20 protein-coding genes and 1 pseudogene are annotated in these 18,400 nt (G+C 45.9%); 10 read left to right on the forward strand and 11 right to left on the reverse strand.

Annotated features, from left to right (window positions below):
- Window positions 1-239: 239 nt before the first annotated feature.
- Window positions 240-737 carry a pentapeptide repeat-containing protein gene (locus tag QUB35_RS18675; RefSeq protein WP_333143271.1) on the reverse strand — a complete coding sequence of 166 codons (498 nt, stop codon included), beginning with the start codon at window positions 735-737 and terminating at the stop codon, window positions 240-242.
- A 109-nt stretch (window positions 738-846) separates the two neighbouring features.
- Between QUB35_RS18675 and QUB35_RS18680 the strand changes: the two genes are divergently transcribed.
- The gene (locus QUB35_RS18680) at window positions 847-1,215 is read left to right on the forward strand and encodes a phage holin family protein (protein ID WP_333143272.1); all 369 of its coding nucleotides are present in this window, start codon (window positions 847-849) and stop codon (window positions 1,213-1,215) included.
- Between the two features lie 4 nt (window positions 1,216-1,219).
- Here QUB35_RS18680 and QUB35_RS18685 read toward each other — a convergent pair whose 3' ends face one another.
- A complete protein-coding gene (locus tag QUB35_RS18685) occupies window positions 1,220-2,050 on the reverse strand; it encodes a cobalamin biosynthesis protein (protein WP_333143273.1) in 831 nt (276 codons plus the stop codon).
- Window positions 2,051-2,170: 120 nt separating this feature from the next.
- Here QUB35_RS18685 and QUB35_RS18690 point away from each other — a divergent pair, with 120 nt between their 5' ends.
- A complete protein-coding gene (locus tag QUB35_RS18690; RefSeq protein ID WP_333143274.1) occupies window positions 2,171-2,533 on the forward strand; it encodes a hypothetical protein in 363 nt (120 codons plus the stop codon).
- 50 nt (window positions 2,534-2,583) lie between these two features.
- Here the strand turns inward: QUB35_RS18690 and QUB35_RS18695 are convergent.
- A pseudogene (locus QUB35_RS18695) lies at window positions 2,584-2,827 on the reverse strand (TetR/AcrR family transcriptional regulator); the annotation flags it as partial.
- A 75-nt stretch (window positions 2,828-2,902) separates the two neighbouring features.
- Here QUB35_RS18695 and QUB35_RS18700 point away from each other — a divergent pair.
- Window positions 2,903-3,265 (forward strand): hypothetical protein, encoded by a 363-nt coding sequence (locus QUB35_RS18700; protein WP_333143275.1) that lies wholly within the window; start codon window positions 2,903-2,905, stop codon window positions 3,263-3,265.
- Between the two features lie 8 nt (window positions 3,266-3,273).
- On the opposite strand, the gene QUB35_RS18705 is transcribed toward QUB35_RS18700, so the two are convergent.
- The gene (locus QUB35_RS18705; protein ID WP_333143276.1) at window positions 3,274-3,795 is read right to left on the reverse strand and encodes a GNAT family N-acetyltransferase; all 522 of its coding nucleotides are present in this window, start codon (window positions 3,793-3,795) and stop codon (window positions 3,274-3,276) included.
- A gap of 24 nt (window positions 3,796-3,819) precedes the next feature.
- Window positions 3,820-4,437, reverse strand: coding sequence for a TetR/AcrR family transcriptional regulator (locus tag QUB35_RS18710; protein ID WP_333083393.1), 618 nt, complete (start codon window positions 4,435-4,437; stop codon window positions 3,820-3,822).
- A 312-nt stretch (window positions 4,438-4,749) separates the two neighbouring features.
- On the opposite strand from QUB35_RS18710, the gene QUB35_RS18715 reads away from it, so the two are divergent.
- Both QUB35_RS18715 and QUB35_RS18720 read left to right on the forward strand, forming a co-directional pair.
- Window positions 4,750-6,345 carry a pitrilysin family protein gene (locus tag QUB35_RS18715; RefSeq protein WP_333143277.1) on the forward strand — a complete coding sequence of 532 codons (1,596 nt, stop codon included), beginning with the start codon at window positions 4,750-4,752 and terminating at the stop codon, window positions 6,343-6,345.
- Between the two features lie 392 nt (window positions 6,346-6,737).
- Window positions 6,738-8,219: a pitrilysin family protein gene (locus tag QUB35_RS18720; RefSeq protein WP_333143278.1), complete on the forward strand. Its 1,482-nt coding sequence runs from the start codon at window positions 6,738-6,740 to the stop codon at window positions 8,217-8,219.
- A gap of 193 nt (window positions 8,220-8,412) precedes the next feature.
- Here the strand turns inward: QUB35_RS18720 and QUB35_RS18725 are convergent, their stop codons facing one another.
- A complete protein-coding gene (locus tag QUB35_RS18725; protein ID WP_333143279.1) occupies window positions 8,413-8,793 on the reverse strand; it encodes a hypothetical protein in 381 nt (126 codons plus the stop codon).
- A gap of 22 nt (window positions 8,794-8,815) precedes the next feature.
- A complete protein-coding gene (locus QUB35_RS18730) occupies window positions 8,816-9,286 on the reverse strand; it encodes a hypothetical protein (protein ID WP_333143280.1) in 471 nt (156 codons plus the stop codon).
- A gap of 268 nt (window positions 9,287-9,554) precedes the next feature.
- Here QUB35_RS18730 and QUB35_RS18735 point away from each other — a divergent pair, with 268 nt between their 5' ends.
- A complete protein-coding gene (locus tag QUB35_RS18735) occupies window positions 9,555-10,844 on the forward strand; it encodes a S41 family peptidase (protein WP_333143281.1) in 1,290 nt (429 codons plus the stop codon).
- Window positions 10,845-10,957: 113 nt separating this feature from the next.
- Here QUB35_RS18735 and asnS read toward each other — a convergent pair whose 3' ends face one another.
- Window positions 10,958-12,349, reverse strand: a complete 1,392-nt coding sequence (gene asnS / locus QUB35_RS18740) for an asparagine--tRNA ligase (RefSeq protein ID WP_333143282.1) — start codon at window positions 12,347-12,349, stop codon at window positions 10,958-10,960.
- A 119-nt stretch (window positions 12,350-12,468) separates the two neighbouring features.
- Window positions 12,469-12,834 (reverse strand): DUF2203 domain-containing protein, encoded by a 366-nt coding sequence (locus QUB35_RS18745; RefSeq protein ID WP_333143283.1) that lies wholly within the window; start codon window positions 12,832-12,834, stop codon window positions 12,469-12,471.
- A 118-nt stretch (window positions 12,835-12,952) separates the two neighbouring features.
- Here QUB35_RS18745 and QUB35_RS18750 point away from each other — a divergent pair, with 118 nt between their 5' ends.
- Window positions 12,953-13,228: a DUF6439 family protein gene (locus QUB35_RS18750; RefSeq protein WP_333143284.1), complete on the forward strand. Its 276-nt coding sequence runs from the start codon at window positions 12,953-12,955 to the stop codon at window positions 13,226-13,228.
- Between the two features lie 246 nt (window positions 13,229-13,474).
- Here the strand turns inward: QUB35_RS18750 and QUB35_RS18755 are convergent, their stop codons facing one another.
- Entirely contained in the window at window positions 13,475-13,963 is a 489-nt protein-coding gene (locus QUB35_RS18755) for an anti-sigma regulatory factor (protein WP_333143285.1), read from the reverse strand.
- Between the two features lie 293 nt (window positions 13,964-14,256).
- Window positions 14,257-14,556: a hypothetical protein gene (locus QUB35_RS18760; RefSeq protein WP_333143286.1), complete on the reverse strand. Its 300-nt coding sequence runs from the start codon at window positions 14,554-14,556 to the stop codon at window positions 14,257-14,259.
- A gap of 103 nt (window positions 14,557-14,659) precedes the next feature.
- Between QUB35_RS18760 and QUB35_RS18765 the strand changes: the two genes are divergently transcribed.
- The 3 genes from QUB35_RS18765 (at window position 14,660) to QUB35_RS18775 (ending at window position 18,243) form a co-directional block, all read left to right on the forward strand.
- Window positions 14,660-15,553 carry an alpha/beta fold hydrolase gene (locus QUB35_RS18765; protein ID WP_333143287.1) on the forward strand — a complete coding sequence of 298 codons (894 nt, stop codon included), beginning with the start codon at window positions 14,660-14,662 and terminating at the stop codon, window positions 15,551-15,553.
- Between the two features lie 143 nt (window positions 15,554-15,696).
- Window positions 15,697-16,683: an aldo/keto reductase gene (locus QUB35_RS18770; RefSeq protein WP_333143288.1), complete on the forward strand. Its 987-nt coding sequence runs from the start codon at window positions 15,697-15,699 to the stop codon at window positions 16,681-16,683.
- A gap of 162 nt (window positions 16,684-16,845) precedes the next feature.
- The gene (locus tag QUB35_RS18775; RefSeq protein WP_333143289.1) at window positions 16,846-18,243 is read left to right on the forward strand and encodes an AAA family ATPase; all 1,398 of its coding nucleotides are present in this window, start codon (window positions 16,846-16,848) and stop codon (window positions 18,241-18,243) included.
- Window positions 18,244-18,400: the final 157 nt, after the last annotated feature.

Genomic DNA, 18,400 nt, shown 5'->3' on the forward strand with positions numbered 1-18,400 from the left:
CAATCATCATTTACATTGGGGAATTTAATGCAAATATCAGGTTAATGTGAATTATTCGTGGTGTGGGGGCGGGTTGATATAAATTGTTGGTAATTGTTAGATATTTTTGGTGGAACCCGCCCCTACAAAATAGGGTTTCGTAGGGGCGGGTTCCACCAACCATAATCGCCCCAAACAAACAATCTCAAAAACCCGCCCCCACCCAAAAAACAATCATCAGTAATTGAGCGGAGATGATATCAGCGGCATCCCAAAGAATCGCGAGTAGAAATCCCAGTTTGAGAATTAATCCCGGTTGCCTTTGTACACAATTCTTTAATTTGTGAGCCGTCCATAATTGCATCAGTAAAGTCAGCGCCGGTGATATCAGCTCCATCAAAAGTAGAACGCAGCAAAATTGTTTCTGCTAATATTGCATCGCTTAAATCTGCCTTAGTAAATTTAACTTGATCAATCATTGCATTAGTTAAATTTGCTCCGTGCAAATTCGCCTCAGTCATCACCGAAGCGCTCATAATTGCTCCCCGCAAATCGGCATTAGAAAAATTAGTCAAGTCCATATTAGCGTTAGAAAACTCAGCAGCCCGCAGCATTTGACCGGAAAAATCACGTCTTGTCAGTTCGGCGTTGCTAAAGGACAGCGGAGGAGCGTAATATTTAGATTGAGCCTGGGCTGGCTGCGGCAGGATGAAGATAGTTAGCGCGAATAGGAATGCAGCTAGTTGCCGGAGTTTCATAAGTCGGATATTCTCGCAAGGTGGGTATTTCGTAGTGTATCCCGAACTTTGGTCGATCGACTAAACAGTTAAAATCTGAATTAATAGTGATGGAGATGGAAAAAAAGATATGCTAAGTTTTTTCTTAACTTGGATAGTAGCCGCAGTTTCGCTGATCATTACCGCTAACATTGTACCAGGTATGGCGGTGGTTAGCTTTCCGGCGGCGATGCTGGCTGCTGTTGTTATCGGATTGGTGAATGCGGTTGTCAAACCGATTATTACATTGCTGACGCTGCCTTTGAGCATTATTACTTTAGGTTTGTTTTTATTCGTTGTGAATGCAATTTCGCTTTCCCTGGCTTCGTGGTTGGCGAGTGCGTTCAGTATCGGCTTTGCGGTTAACGGTTTTTGGCCGGCTTTGGTGGGTTCCATTGTGTTGTCATTCGTTTCTGGGTTGATTGGTCGATTTGTGAATGCCAATACTTTGTCTCAGTAGTACATTATCCCAGATATTCGATCGGGCAAACTGCAACCGCTACTGTTACAGCAGAACCCGCCCTAACCCCCCCTTGTAAAGGGGGGGGATTTTGACTGCGAAATATTTTTTTAGGGACTAAAAGCCTTTGCTGGGCGGGCAAGATGCCCACCCCACAAGCAGATTCACTCTTTGTGGAACAGGCATCTTGCCTGTTGTTGAGAATTGTGGAACAGGCATCTTGCCTGTTCTTGAGAATGGTACAAGATATTAGTTCGATCGCACAAAGTGCCGCGGCTTCTGCTACGCTGGGCGTGCCGACTTGTTTGACTACAATATTTGAAGGATTGGGGACTTCTACGGAACTTAAAATGTCAGCAGCAAAAGTTTTTAACGGCCAGTTTCGCGCTTGACAAAGTTCCAGCAAGCCGACTTCACCTGCTTTAGTGTCTATTGTAGCAATACCTGCGATCGCACTTTCCGCTAAATGATAACCGCGACATACATTTTGAATTGCTGTTTCGATTAATTCTCGCCCTGTTCCGCGTTCACAACCTATCCCTATCCACAACACTCTCGGATGCCACTGAACTTTTGGCAAAACAGATTCCGGCGAAAATCTTCTCTGCGTGAAACTAATCCAAATTCGGGCTTTGATAGTTGATATATTTTCCCCATCCCAATACAAAGAATGTTTTTCTGGCAGACTGTTTTGCCACAAAGTAGAACCAACTTCTTGAATTACTTCGACAGTTTCCCCTCTAGCCATAGCCGCCGCCACTCCTGTCCAGTCACCTTCGCCGCGCCGCCAGCCACTGGGAATGTCTAGCATATCTAAAGTAAATTTATCGCTCATTATTCAGTTATCTATTCTGTAGTTTCACTGATCCCGCAATCTTAAAAAAAACTTAACACTCTGTTTAGTGAAAATTTTGGTAAAATTGTAGCACAAACTACAAAAAACCCAACATTTAAGATGGTAGAACTAAATCAGTTAGTGTTAGAGCTTGAAAGCAACCTCAAATCGGAAGGAGTGAAAAAAGAATGGCAAGAGCGCCGGTCAAGTTGGGTTAGCGGTGTGGCAGCATCAGTTAACCTGACATATCTAGCAGAATTGCTAGTTGAATGGGAATCAAACTTGCAGGGAGAATCGGTTGATATTCAGTGGCAAGAGCGTCGCAACCTTTGGGTAGAAGAATGTCTGGGAGCATCGATTGTTCAAGAAGTATCAAGTTTATTGCTGGAACTTGAAACCAATATAAATTCGGAAGCTATGGCTGATGAATGGCAGCAGAATCGGGAGAAATGGGTACAGCAATTGCACAAGTTTAACGAGTAGTTTCGAGGAGTCAGAGCCTGTAGATATGCGTTTTCAGGCTCGATAATTTCCTAATGACTAATAACTAATTCTTCATCTTTCTGCCAAACCCCATTCAGAAAAATATCTGCGAGTCCTTCAGCCATTTCCTGCATTTGCTACCGAAAAGCATTCGGCTTCCATAATCGTATTTTGACTGAAGGGCGCGACTGCAAACATTCCCAAAAATACCTGAGCGACAATCTTCGGATTCATCTTTGGATAAACTTGTTTTTCCATCGCCGTTTCCAAAAAAGCCTCAGCAAAATTGCTCATTATAAAAAACCAACAGTCTCAATCAATAAAATTTGTACCATTATAGCACAAACTGCAAACAAGACAAAATTTAATATGGTAGAACTAAACCAATTACTGTTAGAGTTTCAAGCCCACCTAAACTGGGACGCAGTGAGGGAAGAATGGAAAGAACGTCGCGACTGTTGGATGAGCGAGGTGTCAGCAGCAAGTGACGAAAAACACCTAGCCAAATTGCTAGTTGAATTAGAATCAAATTATCAGCGAGAAGCGGTACAAAGTCTCTGGAAAATGATCCGTGAAAGTTGGGTAGAAGAATGTCATATAGCATCGACGCTGGAAGAAGTATCAAGTCTCTTGCTGGAACTTGAAAGCAATACAACTTGGGAAGTAGTGACGGATGAATGGCAGAATAATCGGGAGAAGTGGGTACAGCAAATGTACCAATTTATAGAGTAATAATTCACTTACTCAAAATCCACTTTCATGGTGAATGATGTCCCTTCTGTGCGGTTGATTCTCTCGCTTCCGTCAATTACTTTAAATCCCGATCGCTCGTACAAACTCAGGGCTCGATTCGAGCTTCTGACACTCAGGGATACCGATCGATAAGAGACTTTGGCTGCTGACAGCAAACGATCCAGCAACTGCGTTCCTACACCCTGATTTGTATATTCTGGAAGAACGGCGATCGCCAATTCCGGGATAGTATCGTCAACCCAGCCAAACCCCTTGTCATCCTCTGTAAACAAACGCAGCCAGGCGGCTCCTACTGGCTGGCTGTCGTTCAATTCGATCGCTGCGAAGCCCAGATCGTTTGCACGTCCCCAATTCTTCACATATTTCGCAATTAAAGGATGATTGACAACCGCTTGCACCGTTGATTCGCCTTCTTCTGCCATGTGCGCTGCTTCATACAGCATTTTCCACAGAAAAGGCTCGTCTTCCTGGGTTAGCGGCCGAAGAGAATAGCGCAAAATTTTGCCCATAACAACTTTTCCCTGTTGCCCTAATTATTCATCTTTCAGCAAAACCCCATTCAGAAAAATATCGGCTAATCCTTCAGCCATTTCCTGCATTTCCTGCGGAGAAGCATTTGGCTCCATAATCGTATTTTGACTGAAACCCGCGACTGCAAACATTCCCAAAAATACCTGAGCGACAATCTTCGGATTCATCTTCCGATAAACTCCTTTTTCCATCGCTGTTTCAAAAAAAGCCTCAGCAACATCGCTCATTTTTCCGATGACTTCCAACTGAATTCTGTCGCGCAAATCCGGGTGAAATTGCGCCTCCAAAAAACACACCCGCATCATGTCGCTATTCTCGCGGATATTCAGCATCCGTCGCCGCATCACCTGAGCCACTGCTTTGTAACTGCCCATTTCGCTTAATTCTGTCAGCAAATCCGTCAGCAACTCCACCCATCCTTCCGTCGCCACCTCAATCAAAATCGCTTTTTTATTATCAAAATGCCGAAATAGCGTACCCTCTGCCACCCCCGCCGCCGCTGCTAAATCGCGAGTTGTGGTGCCGTCGTATCCGCTGCGGGCAAACAACCGCTGAGCGGCTTGTAAAATCCGCTTCTTGGTTTCTGTTTCAGAAGGAGGAGACTGATTAAAAATTCGCATGGCTTTGCAATCGGTAATTGGCTACTTGGAACTACGGGAGCTGGACTGAGGGACTAATTGATGTTAAGTTTTAAAAAGAATCTCTGGCATTGAGGGCAAACATTTTTTTGTTTGACAATCCAAAATCCAAAATCTAAAATCTAAAATCGAATGACCCTTTTTGAGATTTGCTGTATCAGCCTAACATCTGCGGCGCAACAGATCGCTTATGCCTCCAAAAATCTTTATCCTGAGAAAAGAATCTCTGGCCACCGAGCACAAACATTTTTTTGTTTGACAATCCAAAATCTAAAATCTAAAATCTAAAATCGAATGACCCCGCAGTTCCAAAAACCCCGTGAAGCGAAGCTATCCCGTAGGGAATCGCCCGATCGCCAAACTCGATTCATTGCCTCCCTGCTAGCCGCTGTACTGCTGTGGTGGGGAATTTCGCCGGAAATCGCCCTCGCCCGCCCCAACCCCGCTAGCGGCTCGCAAGCAGTCTCTGTTCAACCGTCGCTCGATCGAGTAATCAGCCAAGTCAGCGAATTTAAGCTCGACAACGGCATGAAATTCATCGTACTCGAAAGGCCCAGAGCGCCCGTAGCATCGTTTCTGATTCACGCCGATGTCGGGGGCGCCAACGAACCCGACGGCCAAACCGGAGTCGCTCACTATCTCGAACATTTAGCCTTCAAAGGCACGCCAAAAATCGGCACTACCGACTACCAAGCCGAAAAGCCGCTGCTAGAAAAACAAGACCAACTCTTCGAGCAAATGCAAGCAGCCAAGGCCAGCGGCAAAACTGAAGAAGTCGCCCAATTAAAAGCAGAATTTGACAAATTTGAAGCCGAAGCTTCGCAATTTGTCAAGCGCAATGAACTCGGCAAAATAGTGGAACAAGCAGGCGGAGTCGGACTAAATGCCGCCACTTCTACCGACGCCACAATGTATTTTTACAGCCTTCCAGCTAACAAGTTAGAAATGTGGATGTCGCTGGAATCCGAGCGATTTCTAGAACCAGTATTTCGGGAATTTTACAAAGAAAAACAGGTAATTTTAGAAGAGCGCAGGCTGCGAACCGAGAATTCTCCGATCGGACAAATGGTTGAAGTTTTTGCCAACAAAGCTTTCTCTGCTCATCCCTACCGCCGCCCCGTAATTGGCTACACTGAAGACATTAAAAACCTCACCCGCAGCGACGTGCAGAAGTTTTTCGACACTCACTACGTCCCCAGCAAGCTGACTGTTGCGGTGGTAGGAGACGTGAAAGCTTCGGAGGTGAAGCGACTAGCTCAAATTTATTTCGGCCGTTACAAGGCGAAACCAGCCCCTCCAGAATTGCAACTTGTCGAACCTCCCCAAACGCAAACTAAGGAAGTCACGCTGCAATTAAAAACTCAACCTTGGTATTTGGAAGGATACCACAAACCGGCGATGAATCATCCCGACAATGCAATTTATGAAATGATTGGTTCTTTGCTCAGCGATGGCCGCACTTCTCGGCTCTATAAATCTTTGGTAGAACAACAGCAATTGGCGCTGGCTGCTCAAGGTTTCAGCGGTTATCCGGGGGAAAAGTATCCGAATTTGATGTTATTTTACGCTCAAACTGCTCCAGGCCGCACGGTTGATGAAGTAGCCTCCGCTTTGAGCAAGGAAATTGAGCGCCTGAAAACAGAGCCGGTTTCTGCTTTGGAATTGGAGCGGGTGAAAACTCAGGCGAGAGCCGATTTGTTGCGATCGCTCAATTCTAATATGGGCATGGCATTTGCGCTGGTAGACTATCAAGTAAACACCGGTTCGTGGCGAAATTTGTTCAAGGAATTGGAGGCGATCGCGGCTGTTACTCCCGCTGACATTCAGCGTGTCGCTCAGGCCACTTTCCGCCCGGAAAACCGCACGATTGGTAAGCTTTTGCCGCTTTAAGAAGAAGGAAGGCACGACACGGATTTTGACACGGATACACGGATGAATTGTCGAGCGTGAGGCATTCATCAGAAAGAAGAAAAACTCGTTCCTAGGCTAGGCCCATTCCTGAAAACTTAAGACAGAAACCCCTAATAAATGTCGCTTTTAGTCGAGTCTAGATCCCCCTCGCATCCCCCTTAATAAGGGGGGACGAAAGAGAACACTCTTGTCCCCCCCTTCGTAGGGGCGGTGCCCCCGTGCCCGCCCTAGGTTAGGGGGGATCTAGACTTCGCGACAAACAAGAGAGACGGTAGGTTTAACGTTAAGTTGTCACGCCTTGGGCAGAGCCGGGGAACGCAGATCCAGAGGCTCTGCCTCGAATTGTCAACTTAGGAAACATTGGAGAAAGAATGAAAAGGACTAAATTGAGACTGAAAAAAGTAAAGTTATTTCTGCTATCCCTTTGCTTTTTTACTGTTTCACTGGGAACGTTTAATTTGTTACCTTCCTTCGCGGCTGCACCCAAACACTACGACGAATTAACATTCCCGGCGGTGCCAGAAATTAAACTGCCTAAATACACTCGCTTCGAGCTGAAAAATGGCATCCGCGTGTATCTTATGGAAGACCGGGAACTCCCGCTAGTTGGGGGAACGGCGCTATTTCGCACGGGCGAGCGCTTTGAACCTGCCGATAAAATTGGACTGGGAGGTTTGACGGGAGAAGTGATGCGAACTGGTGGCACGAGCCGGCATACGGCTGATGAATTAAATCAGTTGCTAGAACAGCGAGCAGCTTCGGTAGAAACGGGGATTGATGTTAGTTCGGGCAGCGCTAATTTTAGTGCTTTAGCTGAAGATTTGGAACCCGTGTTTGACTTATTTGCAGAAGTGATTCGGGAACCAATATTTGCTAAGGAAAAGTTGGATTTAGCGAAGAACCAAACTCAAGGTGCGATCGCCCGCCGCAATGACGATCCTGACGATATTACCGGTCGCGAGTTTCAAAAGTTAATTTACGGCGATCGCAGTCCTTACGCGCGCACTGTAGAATACAAAACCCTCGCCAATATTTCCCGCGACGATTTGGTGAGTTTCTACCAGAAATATTTCCATCCCAAGAATATGATTTTGGGTATTTCTGGCGACTTTGATACAGCTAAAATGCGATCGCTCGTCGAGCAAAAATTCGGCAACTGGCAACCGACTCAAAGTGCACAAGTGCCTGCACTACCAACGGTATCGCCAGCAAATGGGGGCGGCATATTTTTGGTAAATCAGCCGCAATTAAGTCAAAGTTACGTGCAAATGGGACATTTGGGCGGAATGCTCAGCAGTCCAGATTACGGTGCTTTGGACGTGATGAACGGGGTTTTGAACGGTTTCGGTGGTCGTTTGTTTAATAATGTGCGATCGCGCCAAGGTTTAGCTTATTCAGTATACGCAGCTTGGAGTCCGAAATTTGACTATCCGGGGGTGTTTGTCGCAGGAGGCCAAACGCGATCGGATGCCACAGTACCGTTTATCCAGGCAATTCGGGCAGAGATCGATCGTATCCGCACCGAACCAATTACCCCGGAAGAATTAGCTTTTGCTAAAGATTCCACCCTGAATTCTTTCATCTTCAAATTTGAAAATCCCAGTCAAACTTTGTCGCGATTAATGCGCTACGAATACTACGGTTATCCCGAAGATTTCATTTTTCGCTACCGCCGCAGCATCGAAGCAGCAACAGTTGCCGACGTGCAGCGCGTAGCCAAGACTTACTTGAAACCGGAGAATCTGGTAACATTAGTAGTGGGAAATACGGCAGCAATTCAACCGCCGTTATCGAGTTTGGGAACTTCGGTAAAAGTGCAATCTGTTGATATCACAATTCCCCCAGCGACTTAATTTATTTACTCGTTCCCAGGCAGAGCGAAAGTATTTTGTAGGGTGCGTCGCTGCGGAAACTTCGCTGGAATTTGTAAGTTTTTGAGCGACGCACCTAACTATTGTGTGGTGCGTCGCTGCGAGATTGTCGGTCTTGTTTGTAAATTTTCGATGGCGACGCAGCCTACGGCTAACTAACGAACATCGCGACATTTCAAGCCAGCCGATCGGGATCGACACCCAACTCCCGCAACTTTGCCGCCAATACCTCCGCCCGCTGGCGTTCCTGTTGGGCCCGCAGCCGTTCCTGTTGGGCCTGTTCCGAACTCCACAGCAGCAAATTTCCAGCCTCATCCCACCAGCGCAGCCAATTCATAGTTTGCCCCAGCCGTTCCCCCGACCAAATCCCTAGCCACAAATCCAACTCTGGAATCCGCACCCGTCCCTCAGCATCAGCGGTTTGGGCTGCATAACCACCATTTTGCAGATACCGCACTTCCAGTTTGGGCTCGTAGGGGTCGTAGGTAACATAGGTGGGCACTTGCAAAATCTGCTCGTAGAAGTAGAGCTTGCCATAGGGAGGAGTCGATCGCACCGACAGTTCGCCGTAATCTTCATTAGACCTCTTGCAAAAATAGCTGGGACGGGCTCTCCGGCCCGTCCCACAAAAAGTTTTTTCTCTTGTGGGATGGGCCGGAGAGCCCGTCCGAAAATTTGATCGAAAGGACTTTTGCAAGAAGTCTATTAGACAAAAACTCCATCACCACCGATACCGGCGCACCCTCCAGATTCGGCGTGTAACTGCGGCGAATGGTGTCCTCTGCGACTCGATGCACTTGCGGCGCGTAAAACCAATCCGGTGCTTTGACTACAATCTGCTTATTTACAGTCGCTACCAGTCCAAAATTGGAACCGATTAGGGCGATCGGCCCAATGCGTCCCGCGGCTCCCAGAGCATCGGTGAGAGCGGCAGCAAGGGGCGGTTGTTGAATATTGTCCAGGGGATCGTCCGGTAATACAAAGTCGGCTGGTAGGGCTTCCCAGGTGACAGTTGGTGCTTTGGAACTCGATGGGATTTGAAGAACCATTAGCTCATACCATTTGAGATTTGAGATTTTAGATTGGAAAACACCGATCGGGTGTCGCCCATTTAATTTGTACCTCACTTCATTCATAAAACCGTTATGGTAAGGTGCGTCGCCCGGAACAATCCGCAAGTTTCATTTCTGATCTGACAGCGACGCACCCTACAGATCACTAAGAAATAAAGGAAGTATTTCACCCAAATTTGGTATAAATTCGTAGTGAAAACTTGCGATACAGCTCTCATTATTCTCTCTTAATCAGGTGTTCAGTATGCGTTTAAGTCCTATCTCTTCCCGGTTTTTGAAACTGTTGACGATCGCACTCCTCACAAATCAATTCACCCAGCTAGGTGCGATCGCAAATCCATCGACCCCCGAATCAGTTAATTCTCCCACCATTATCACGGATCAGGACAGCCCAAAGGCCTTAGTGGACGAAGTTTGGCAGATAATCTCGCGTCAATACATTGATGCGAGATTCAATCAGCAGGACTGGAATGCGATTCGTCAACGCTATGTGAATCGGTCCTATGGTTCCTATGAAGAGGCATATCAAGCAATTCGAGAGATGTTGAAGCTACTGGGCGATCCATTCACCGCTTTCTACGATCCAGTCGCATACGAAAGTTTGCAGAGTACCACTGCTAATATTACCCAAACCGGACTTGAAATTATAAATGACCGGGATACTCAAGCAGTTACGATTATCCAGCCTACTGAAAATTCCCCGGCACATAAAGCCGGAATCTTGCCACATGATATCATCACTACAATTGATGGTAAACCAGTCGAAAGGAAGGCTTTTTATGAAGTCCTGACACTGCTACAAGGAAACCTGGGAACCTATGTTACTCTAGGCATTCTTCGTAATGGTCAGCCCCTCACTTTTAGAATTCAACGTGCCAATACAAAAAATATTCCTGTACGGTATCGTGTTGAGGAAACTGCGTTTGGTCGGGTTGGTTATATTCGGCTAAATCACTTCAGTGCTCAGGTTACGGAGGATATGAAGGCGGCGATCGAAGCTTTGGAGAAACAGAATGTAAAAGGCTACGTGTTCGACCTTCGCTCTAATCCAGGTGGCTTGTTGAGAGCAAGCATTGACATCGCTCGGATGTGGCTCGATCGAGGCATCATTTTTAGTATGATTGAACGCGATGGAATACAAGACCAGAACCAGGCCAATCATAGCGCACTCACCCAGAAACCTTTAGTCATCCTAATCAATGATAATTCTGCTAGTGCCAGCGAAATCGTGGCGGCAGCCTTGCAGGAAAATAAACGAGCAAGCTTGGTCGGAACAAGAACCAAAGGTTATAATTCTATTCAGTCTGTACGGGGACTGCAGAATGGCTCAGGTTTAGCAGTCACGGTCGCAAAATGGTTAACGCCCACAGGACGAGATATTAACCGAACTGGACTCAATCCTGATGTAGTCGTAGAACTGACTGATAGGCAACAGCAAGACCTGTTTCGCGATCGTAAAATTGGGACTACCGCCGATCCTCAATTCGTGAAGGCGTTACAAATCTTAAATCAGAAGTTGCGACCTTCCAGGTAATCGATTCAGGACTTACGCACGAGCCGTCAAAACCCGGTTTCTATGTCAATATTTCTCGCAGATGTGCAGGATTTTTCTCAGAAACCGGGTTTTTTGCGTAAGTCCTGAATTAACTAAAAATCAATACTCAAAGGCGCTCTCGGAAACGGAATTACATCCCGAATATTCCCCATTCCCGTCATAAACTGCACCAACCGTTCAAATCCCAAACCAAACCCAGCGTGAGGCACAGTCCCGTAGCGGCGCAAATCCAAATACCACCACAATTCCTCCTTATTCATACCCTGGGCTTCCATACGCCGCTCCAACACATCCAGCCTTTCTTCCCGCTGCGAACCGCCGATAATTTCCCCAATATTAGGAGCCAAAACATCCATTGCTCGCACGGTTTTCTCGTCCTCATTTAAACGCATATAAAATGCTTTAATCCCGACGGGATAATCGCTGACAATTGTCGGCTTTTTAAACAAGTCCTCAGCCAAATAACGCTCGTGTTCCGACTGCAAATCCAAGCCCCAACTTACCGGGAAATCAAACTTTTTGTCAGCTTTTTCCAAAAGTGCGATCGCCTCGGTATAAGTAATCCGCTCGAACTGATTATTAATGATATTTTCAGCAGTAGCCAAAACCGTTTTGTCAATGCGCTCATTGAAAAACTCCATATCTTCCGGGCAACGATCCAAAACGTATTTAAAAATGTACTTTAAAAACGCCTCAGCCAAATCCATATCTCCCTGCAAATCGCAGAAAGCCATCTCCGGTTCAATCATCCAAAACTCCGCCAAATGCCGCGAAGTATTAGAATTTTCCGCTCGGAAAGTCGGGCCAAAAGTGTAAACATTGCCGAAAGCCATCGCCATAACTTCCGCTTCCAACTGGCCGCTAACTGTTAAATAGGCGCGCTTTCCAAAAAAGTCTTTAGCATAATCAACCTCTTGCGAATCAGTGCGCGGCACATTCTTTAAATCAAAGTTGGTAACGGCGAACATTTCCCCCGCACCTTCGCAGTCGCTAGCAGCAATAATCGGAGTATGAACCCACAAAAAACCGCGTTCTTGAAAAAATTGGTGTACCGCCGCCGAACAAGCATTGCGGACTCGAAAAACAGCACCGTGGGTGTTTGTGCGCGGCCGCAAATGCGCGATTGTCCGCAAGAATTCAAAGGAATGGCGCTTTTTTTGCAGCGGATAAGTTTGCGGGTCTGCATCGCCGTAAACTTCTACTTGTGAGGCTTTCAACTCAATTCGCTGTCCTTTTGCCGGAGATGCTACCAGCACTCCCGACACTTCTAGAGATGCACCTGTATTCAGTTGTTTCAGTACATTTTCAAAATCTGGCAAATCGGAATTTATGACTACTTGCAAGTTAGCCATCGCCGAACCATCGTTGACTTCGACAAAGGCAAATTCTTTCAATTCGCGCTTAGTGCGAACCCAGCCTTGAACAGTTACAGTTTCGTCGGGTTCACCTGCGCGCAAAATCGCTGCTATTCGTTGATTTGTCATAATATCCACTCCTGTTTATTTAATATTTTGCACCATATTTCTCTCTTTTCTCTTCCTCTGCGCCCTCTGCGCCCTCTGCGGTAAATAAAAAAATCAAAAATTCTAACTCCCAACATCCTTCAACCTGCATAGGATTTCAAAATCCAACCGATCAAAATGCCAAGCCCCCCAAAGCGAACTGCTTGCCAAAAAGGTTGTTTTATGCTTCCCCAAGAAAACAGGCTGCTTTCTAAATTCAACTCGATAGTTTCCAATTCTTGCTCAATTTCCCGCAATTCTTTTTTGAGTTCCGGCAATGGATTTCGGCGCCCCGACTGGCGGATTTCTTCGCGGCGATGGCCGAGTTCTACTTGGCGCTGTCGATCGACCTGAATTTGAGTGTACCGTTCTTTGACTCCTGCGAGCGATCGCTCAACTGCTGCGAGCGCTTGAACAAACTCACTTTCTTGCTCTTCGGGATTTAACTCTGACGGCTGTTGAGGCATTTCGATCTGCAAACCTGACAAAAATAATAAAAAAAACCGATTTCCAATTAAGTTGTTATTATATGCAGTATATTTTTTAAATTCAGAAACGGCAGCCAAATCCGTATAATTGCCAATTATGCTTGAAACTACACAAACAACCCAAACTGTCAACCTCAACGAGCTGAGCACGGTAGAACTCGCCCAAGCTCTCGCCGCGCGCCTCGCCATCGCCGAAAAAGATTGGCACCGCCTCAAAGCCAACCGTTCCGCGCGGGCCTGCGAGCAAGCGGCAGCCGCTTTGGTCTTTTTGCTCAAAAAACAGCCCGAAGAAGCTCTCCCGCGCTTAAACCAAGCAGCAGGATGGCTGGATCGATCGATATCGGCTCCTCCCTGTCCCACCCACGGCAAATAATTTTGAGTTTTGATTCTTGAGTTTTGACTTGAGTAGTCGCTCAAAATTTAGACAATCGCGCCGCTAGATCGAGCAGCGCGATTGTGAGTTCAAAAGATTTATACTTTTTTAACTCAAAACTCACATTTTGCATTATGATCAGCTATCAATAGCCAGATACTCCAATTTCTCACTGCAAGCTTCAGCCCGAGAACGAAAAAATTTCCCGGTCTAGCGGAGGTGAAAACTGCTGCTTTCATAGCGGTGCTAGCGCAAGCGAGGCAGTCGGTAGGGACTGGCAAGTTCTTTGCACAGCCGTAACTCTGTACCTTCAGAATTCCACTCTACCCGATCGAATATTTGGTAAAGAATAAACAACCCCCTACCACATTCCTGTTCCACATGGGGTAGTCCAGAGTTATCTGCAACATCCTCTGCGAGGAGACTGTCGCAATCATCGGTATAAAGGTTGCAACTGCAAGGAGCCTTAAAGCCAGAACCTTCATCCGATATCACCCACCAATATTGGTTTTGGACGATCGAAAAACGGACTCCAACAGTTTTAGCGGGATCTAATTTGTTTCCATGCTTAGCAGCATTTACCAAAGCTTCTTGAAGCCCCAACCGCAATTCTGCTTGCCAGAAATCTGGCACCTCTGCTAGGAGCAGATCCAAAATAGGACAAAGGTATAGAGTAGAAGCGAAGCTAATCGTAATCCAATTGCGTCCGACGGGACGAGGTGAAATAGCAATCACTCAGAAAACTCCCTAACTTTCAGGTGGATAAAGTTCACACCCTGCATAGTTGGCTCCCTAGTATTCAAAATGCTAATTAATTGAGCGGCGCAGCTCTACTTCTATCTTAGAGTATCAAAGCAATTAAGAACAGCAAACCACGTCACAAAATATTCTGCGATTCTGAGAAACTTCTGCAGAGAACCATCAGTAATTCTACTTATAACTTCTTCCAGTAGCGAAATTTTTGAGGTCGGCTTTTGCCAACTAGCAACCAAACGGCTCGCTGCATCCTCCAAGCCATTAACAGCTACCTAACAAACGATCCCCACGTTGAAAAGCTCGGAAATAACTATAAAAAAGTCGATCCCTTCACCCTCGCCCATCAGGTTCGACCCTAGCAGCCGCTGCTTTGCGCCATCGCCCAGAACTTGATGTTGCAGCCAAACAGCCAAATCATCATACCTAGGTGTGTTGCAGCCCAAACCCGATTTATTTTCCCAAATGCGATCGGGCAACATATCTCCCATTGCTGCGCCCCTCACAAAATCAATATTCGTTACAAAACTTATTAAGCCTGAGTGCCGGCGAGCGCGAGAGCCCAACTCGCCCACATTGACCTATCCTTTGCTGGCGAAACTCCGGGGCGTTGTTCCAACTAGATAAATCTGAATGTCGCGATACAATAGTTATAGTAAATAATTATTTCTTTACATTATGCAAGCAACCCCAGCCATAACCGCAGCCCCCATAGCCGGCACTTACTGGCAGTGGCGGGGGCATTCAGTATACTACGTTCGATCCAGCGATCGGCATCCAGAACGCCCTCCCCTGCTGTTAATTCACGGTTTTGGAGCCTCCACAGACCACTGGCGCAAAAATATCAGCGGCCTGAGCAAAGACTTTGAAGTGTGGGCGATCGACCTGATCGGATTCGGGCGATCGGCAAAACCAGAATTGCAGTACAGCGGCGACCTCTGGCGCGACCAACTCCACGATTTTATCACCAACATCATCGGCCGGCCCGCCGTACTAGCCGGCAACTCCCTCGGAGGCTACGCCGCCTTGTGTGTAGCAGCCGGGCGCCCCGAATCAGCAGCGGGACTCATATTAATCAACAGCGCCGGCCCCTTCAGCGAACCGCAGCCCGCACCCGAAGCCCCGCCCTTGCAAAAAGCCATATCTGCCGTAGCTAAAACCTTATTTCAGCAAGATTGGGCAAGTTTTCTGCTGTTCCAGTACGTGCGCCAGCGATCGACAATTCGGAAAACCCTAGAAAAAGTTTATCTCGACCAAAGCGCCGTCACAGACCAATTAGTAGAAGAAATTTACCTTCCCTCCTGCGATCCCGGTGCCCCCAAAGTATTCGCTTCCGTATTCCGAACACCCCAAGGCGAAAAAATTGACGTATTACTTAGTCAATTAACCTGCCCATTGCTAATGCTGTGGGGAGAAGGCGATCCGTGGATGAATTCCACAGAAAGAAGCGCTAAATTTCGCAAACACTATCCGCAGTTAACAGAACACTTTATCAAAGCTGGTCACTGTCCCCACGACGAAGTACCAGAACAGATAAACGAACTGATTCGCGCATGGATAATTGACCAATAGTCGATCGGCACATAGATAATTTTCCCCCGGTCATCTCCTCCCTCGGAGAGGGGGAAAATTATCCGATTTGCCGTAAAAATTTATGTATTGTGCCAACACAAACGCGGTTAATTTCTCTCACATATTCTGAGGAGACGGAAACAATGACCCGCAAAAAGACTCGCCGCAATTTTATATTGAGCAGTATAGCTGTTGCCAGCGGCATTGCAGGTGCTAAGGCGATCGAACAGCAGGATGGGGAAATCGCAGCCGCACCCAATAACCAGGCGGTCGCCACAGTAAAAATGCCAGAACGACTGTTAGGCAACACCGGCGTGAAAGTGCCGATTTTCGGTTTGGGGGGGGCCGGACAAACACCGCTGTCGCAGCCGGGAAGAGAAGCAGAAGCAGCGGCGCAAATTGAACGCGCGATCGAACTAGGCATTCGCTATTTTGACACGGCAGCCGACTACGGGCCCAGCGAAGAAAACTTAGGCAAAGTTTTGCCACCATATCGATCGCGCCTATTCTTAGCCACAAAAACCGCCGCCAGAGACAGAGACGGGGCGTGGAGAGACTTAGAGCGATCGCTCAAAAGATTGAAAACCGATCGGCTAGACTTGTGGCAACTCCACCACGTCTCATTCCAAACAGAATTAGACAAAATTTTCAGTGCCAAAGGAGCAATAAAGGCGATCGAAGAAGCCAAACAGCAAAAAATAATTCGTTTTTCCGGCATCACCGGACACCACGAACCAGCCATCATTGCCGCAGGCTTGGATCGCTATCCTTTCGACACAACATTAATCTCCCTCAACGCCGCCGAAAAACATCATCCGCGCTCCTTTGTTACCAGCGCTTTACCAGTGGCCAAAGCCAAAAACATCGGCGTCATAGCCATGAAAATACCAGCTTACGGCAAATTATTTCAGAACGGTGTTTTAGATGGAATGCACCAAGCAATGGGCTACACGCTTTCACTTCCCGGCGTGCACTGCTGCGTCATCGCCGCCGAGTCAGTAAAGCAATTAGAAGAAAACTTCAAAGTCGCCCAAGCATTCAAACCCCTGAACACAACAGAAATGGCAGCACTTGAAAAACGCACCGCCGCCGCTTGGGAAGAAAATACATTTTTCCGACAGTGGACTTAGAGCTGATGTTGGGAAATGCGGCGCTCGTCGCCGCTCTACTTGCTGTTAATATTGAACAAGAATCACCAATCCTGGCATAATGGGTTTAGGAATGAAAAATCTATACAACTAACGGTTTCAGGTTCCTCTCTATCTGATAGTTTATCAACAGGAAATTTTTTAATGAAATTAGAAATTAGAAACTTAGGTGTTGTTGAAAAAGCAGAAATTGATTTAAAGCCTTTAACTGTTTTTATTGGTCGTAATGGTGAAGGGAAAACATGGGCTGCATACACTTTATCAGCGATCCTCGGACAGCAGGGATACGGAAATTACTTAAAAGCTTATCTTGACGGTAAAACCCAACAGACATATCCAATCATAGATAGCGCACTTCAGCAACTTTTTGATGAAGGTAATGCACAAATTGATATGATTAAATTTGCTAATGACTGTGCGGAAATTTATATTAATGATGTGGCTCGTTTGGCTCGAAACTGGATGCCCTCTTTTATGGCTACAGAACGAGCAGATTTTGATAACTTGCAAGTAGATTTAAATTTAGCAGAAACAAAAGCAGAGTTGTTGAAAAGGATAAAATCAGCTTCTGTCGAGAGTGAAATTTCTTTAGGTTTACTTAATGCCCTGAAAGAATCAGACGAAGGAATATTGTATTTTTATTCAAACGGGAAAATTTTGAATAAGCTGCCTAAAAAAGCGATTAAGCAATTCGTAATTCAGGAAATTTTTCAGATGCTCCACAAAGCATTTTATGCTTATATACATATATTCCCTACTGAAAGGACTACTTTTATAACTTTTCCATTTAGCTCTTTTCAACTTCGAGAAGTTAGAAGCGAAGAACTTTTAAAAGAAACAGATAAATCCGAATTTGAACGCAGAAAAACGCCTTTGGTTGAACCAGTAAAGCGTTTGTTGGAGATGATTATATGGAGTTCTAGAAAAAAAGACAGAGAAGAGGAAATAAAAAAGAATCCTTTGGTAGAGGAATATGTGAAGTTAGCTGATTTTTTAGAAAAAGAGATTTTACAAGGAAAGGTCGGTTTTGAAACATCATCAGAATTGCGAAAAGAACTACTTTTTCAACCTAAAGAAAGTACCAAGTTGGAGATGCCTATTGTTTCTTCAATGGTAAAAGAATTAGCTCCATTAGTTCTCTGTTTACGCTATTTAGTTGAACCAAATGAGTTACTGATAATTGATGAGCCAGAAATGAATTTACATCCAGCGGCTCAAGTAGAGATAGCTGAATTTTTGGCAATGTTAGTCAATGCTGGATTGCACGTCTTAATTACAACCCACAGTCCCTACATTGTTGACCATCTTGCTAATCTCATGCAAGCAGCTAAGCATGAAGATCCAGATAGCATTAAAGAAATGTTTTATTTAGAGCGAACAGATGCTTTTATTTCTCAAGAAAAAGTTTCAGTCTATTTGTTTGAGGATGGAACAGCCAAAAACATTATCAGTGAAGAAGGTACAATAAATTGGGAAACTTTTGGTCAAGTGTCGGATGATGTTTCTCGCATTTATGCTAATTTACTGAAAATTCAAGATTGAGAGACAGTTAATGCCTTTTGAAAATTTGCTTTTATCCTCCTGTTTACTTCCAGGTCAAACTTATTTTAAGGAACATAAAGCGTAAGGATTCAGGTCTGAAATTCGGGAATGAGGTCAGGCATAGGAAAGTAGTCACAAGAATGGGCAGAAAGAGCCT

Origin of the sequence: Microcoleus sp. B13-B6 (assembly GCF_036705405.1) — a bacterium.
Classification (GTDB): Bacteria; Cyanobacteriota; Cyanobacteriia; order Cyanobacteriales; family Microcoleaceae; genus Microcoleus.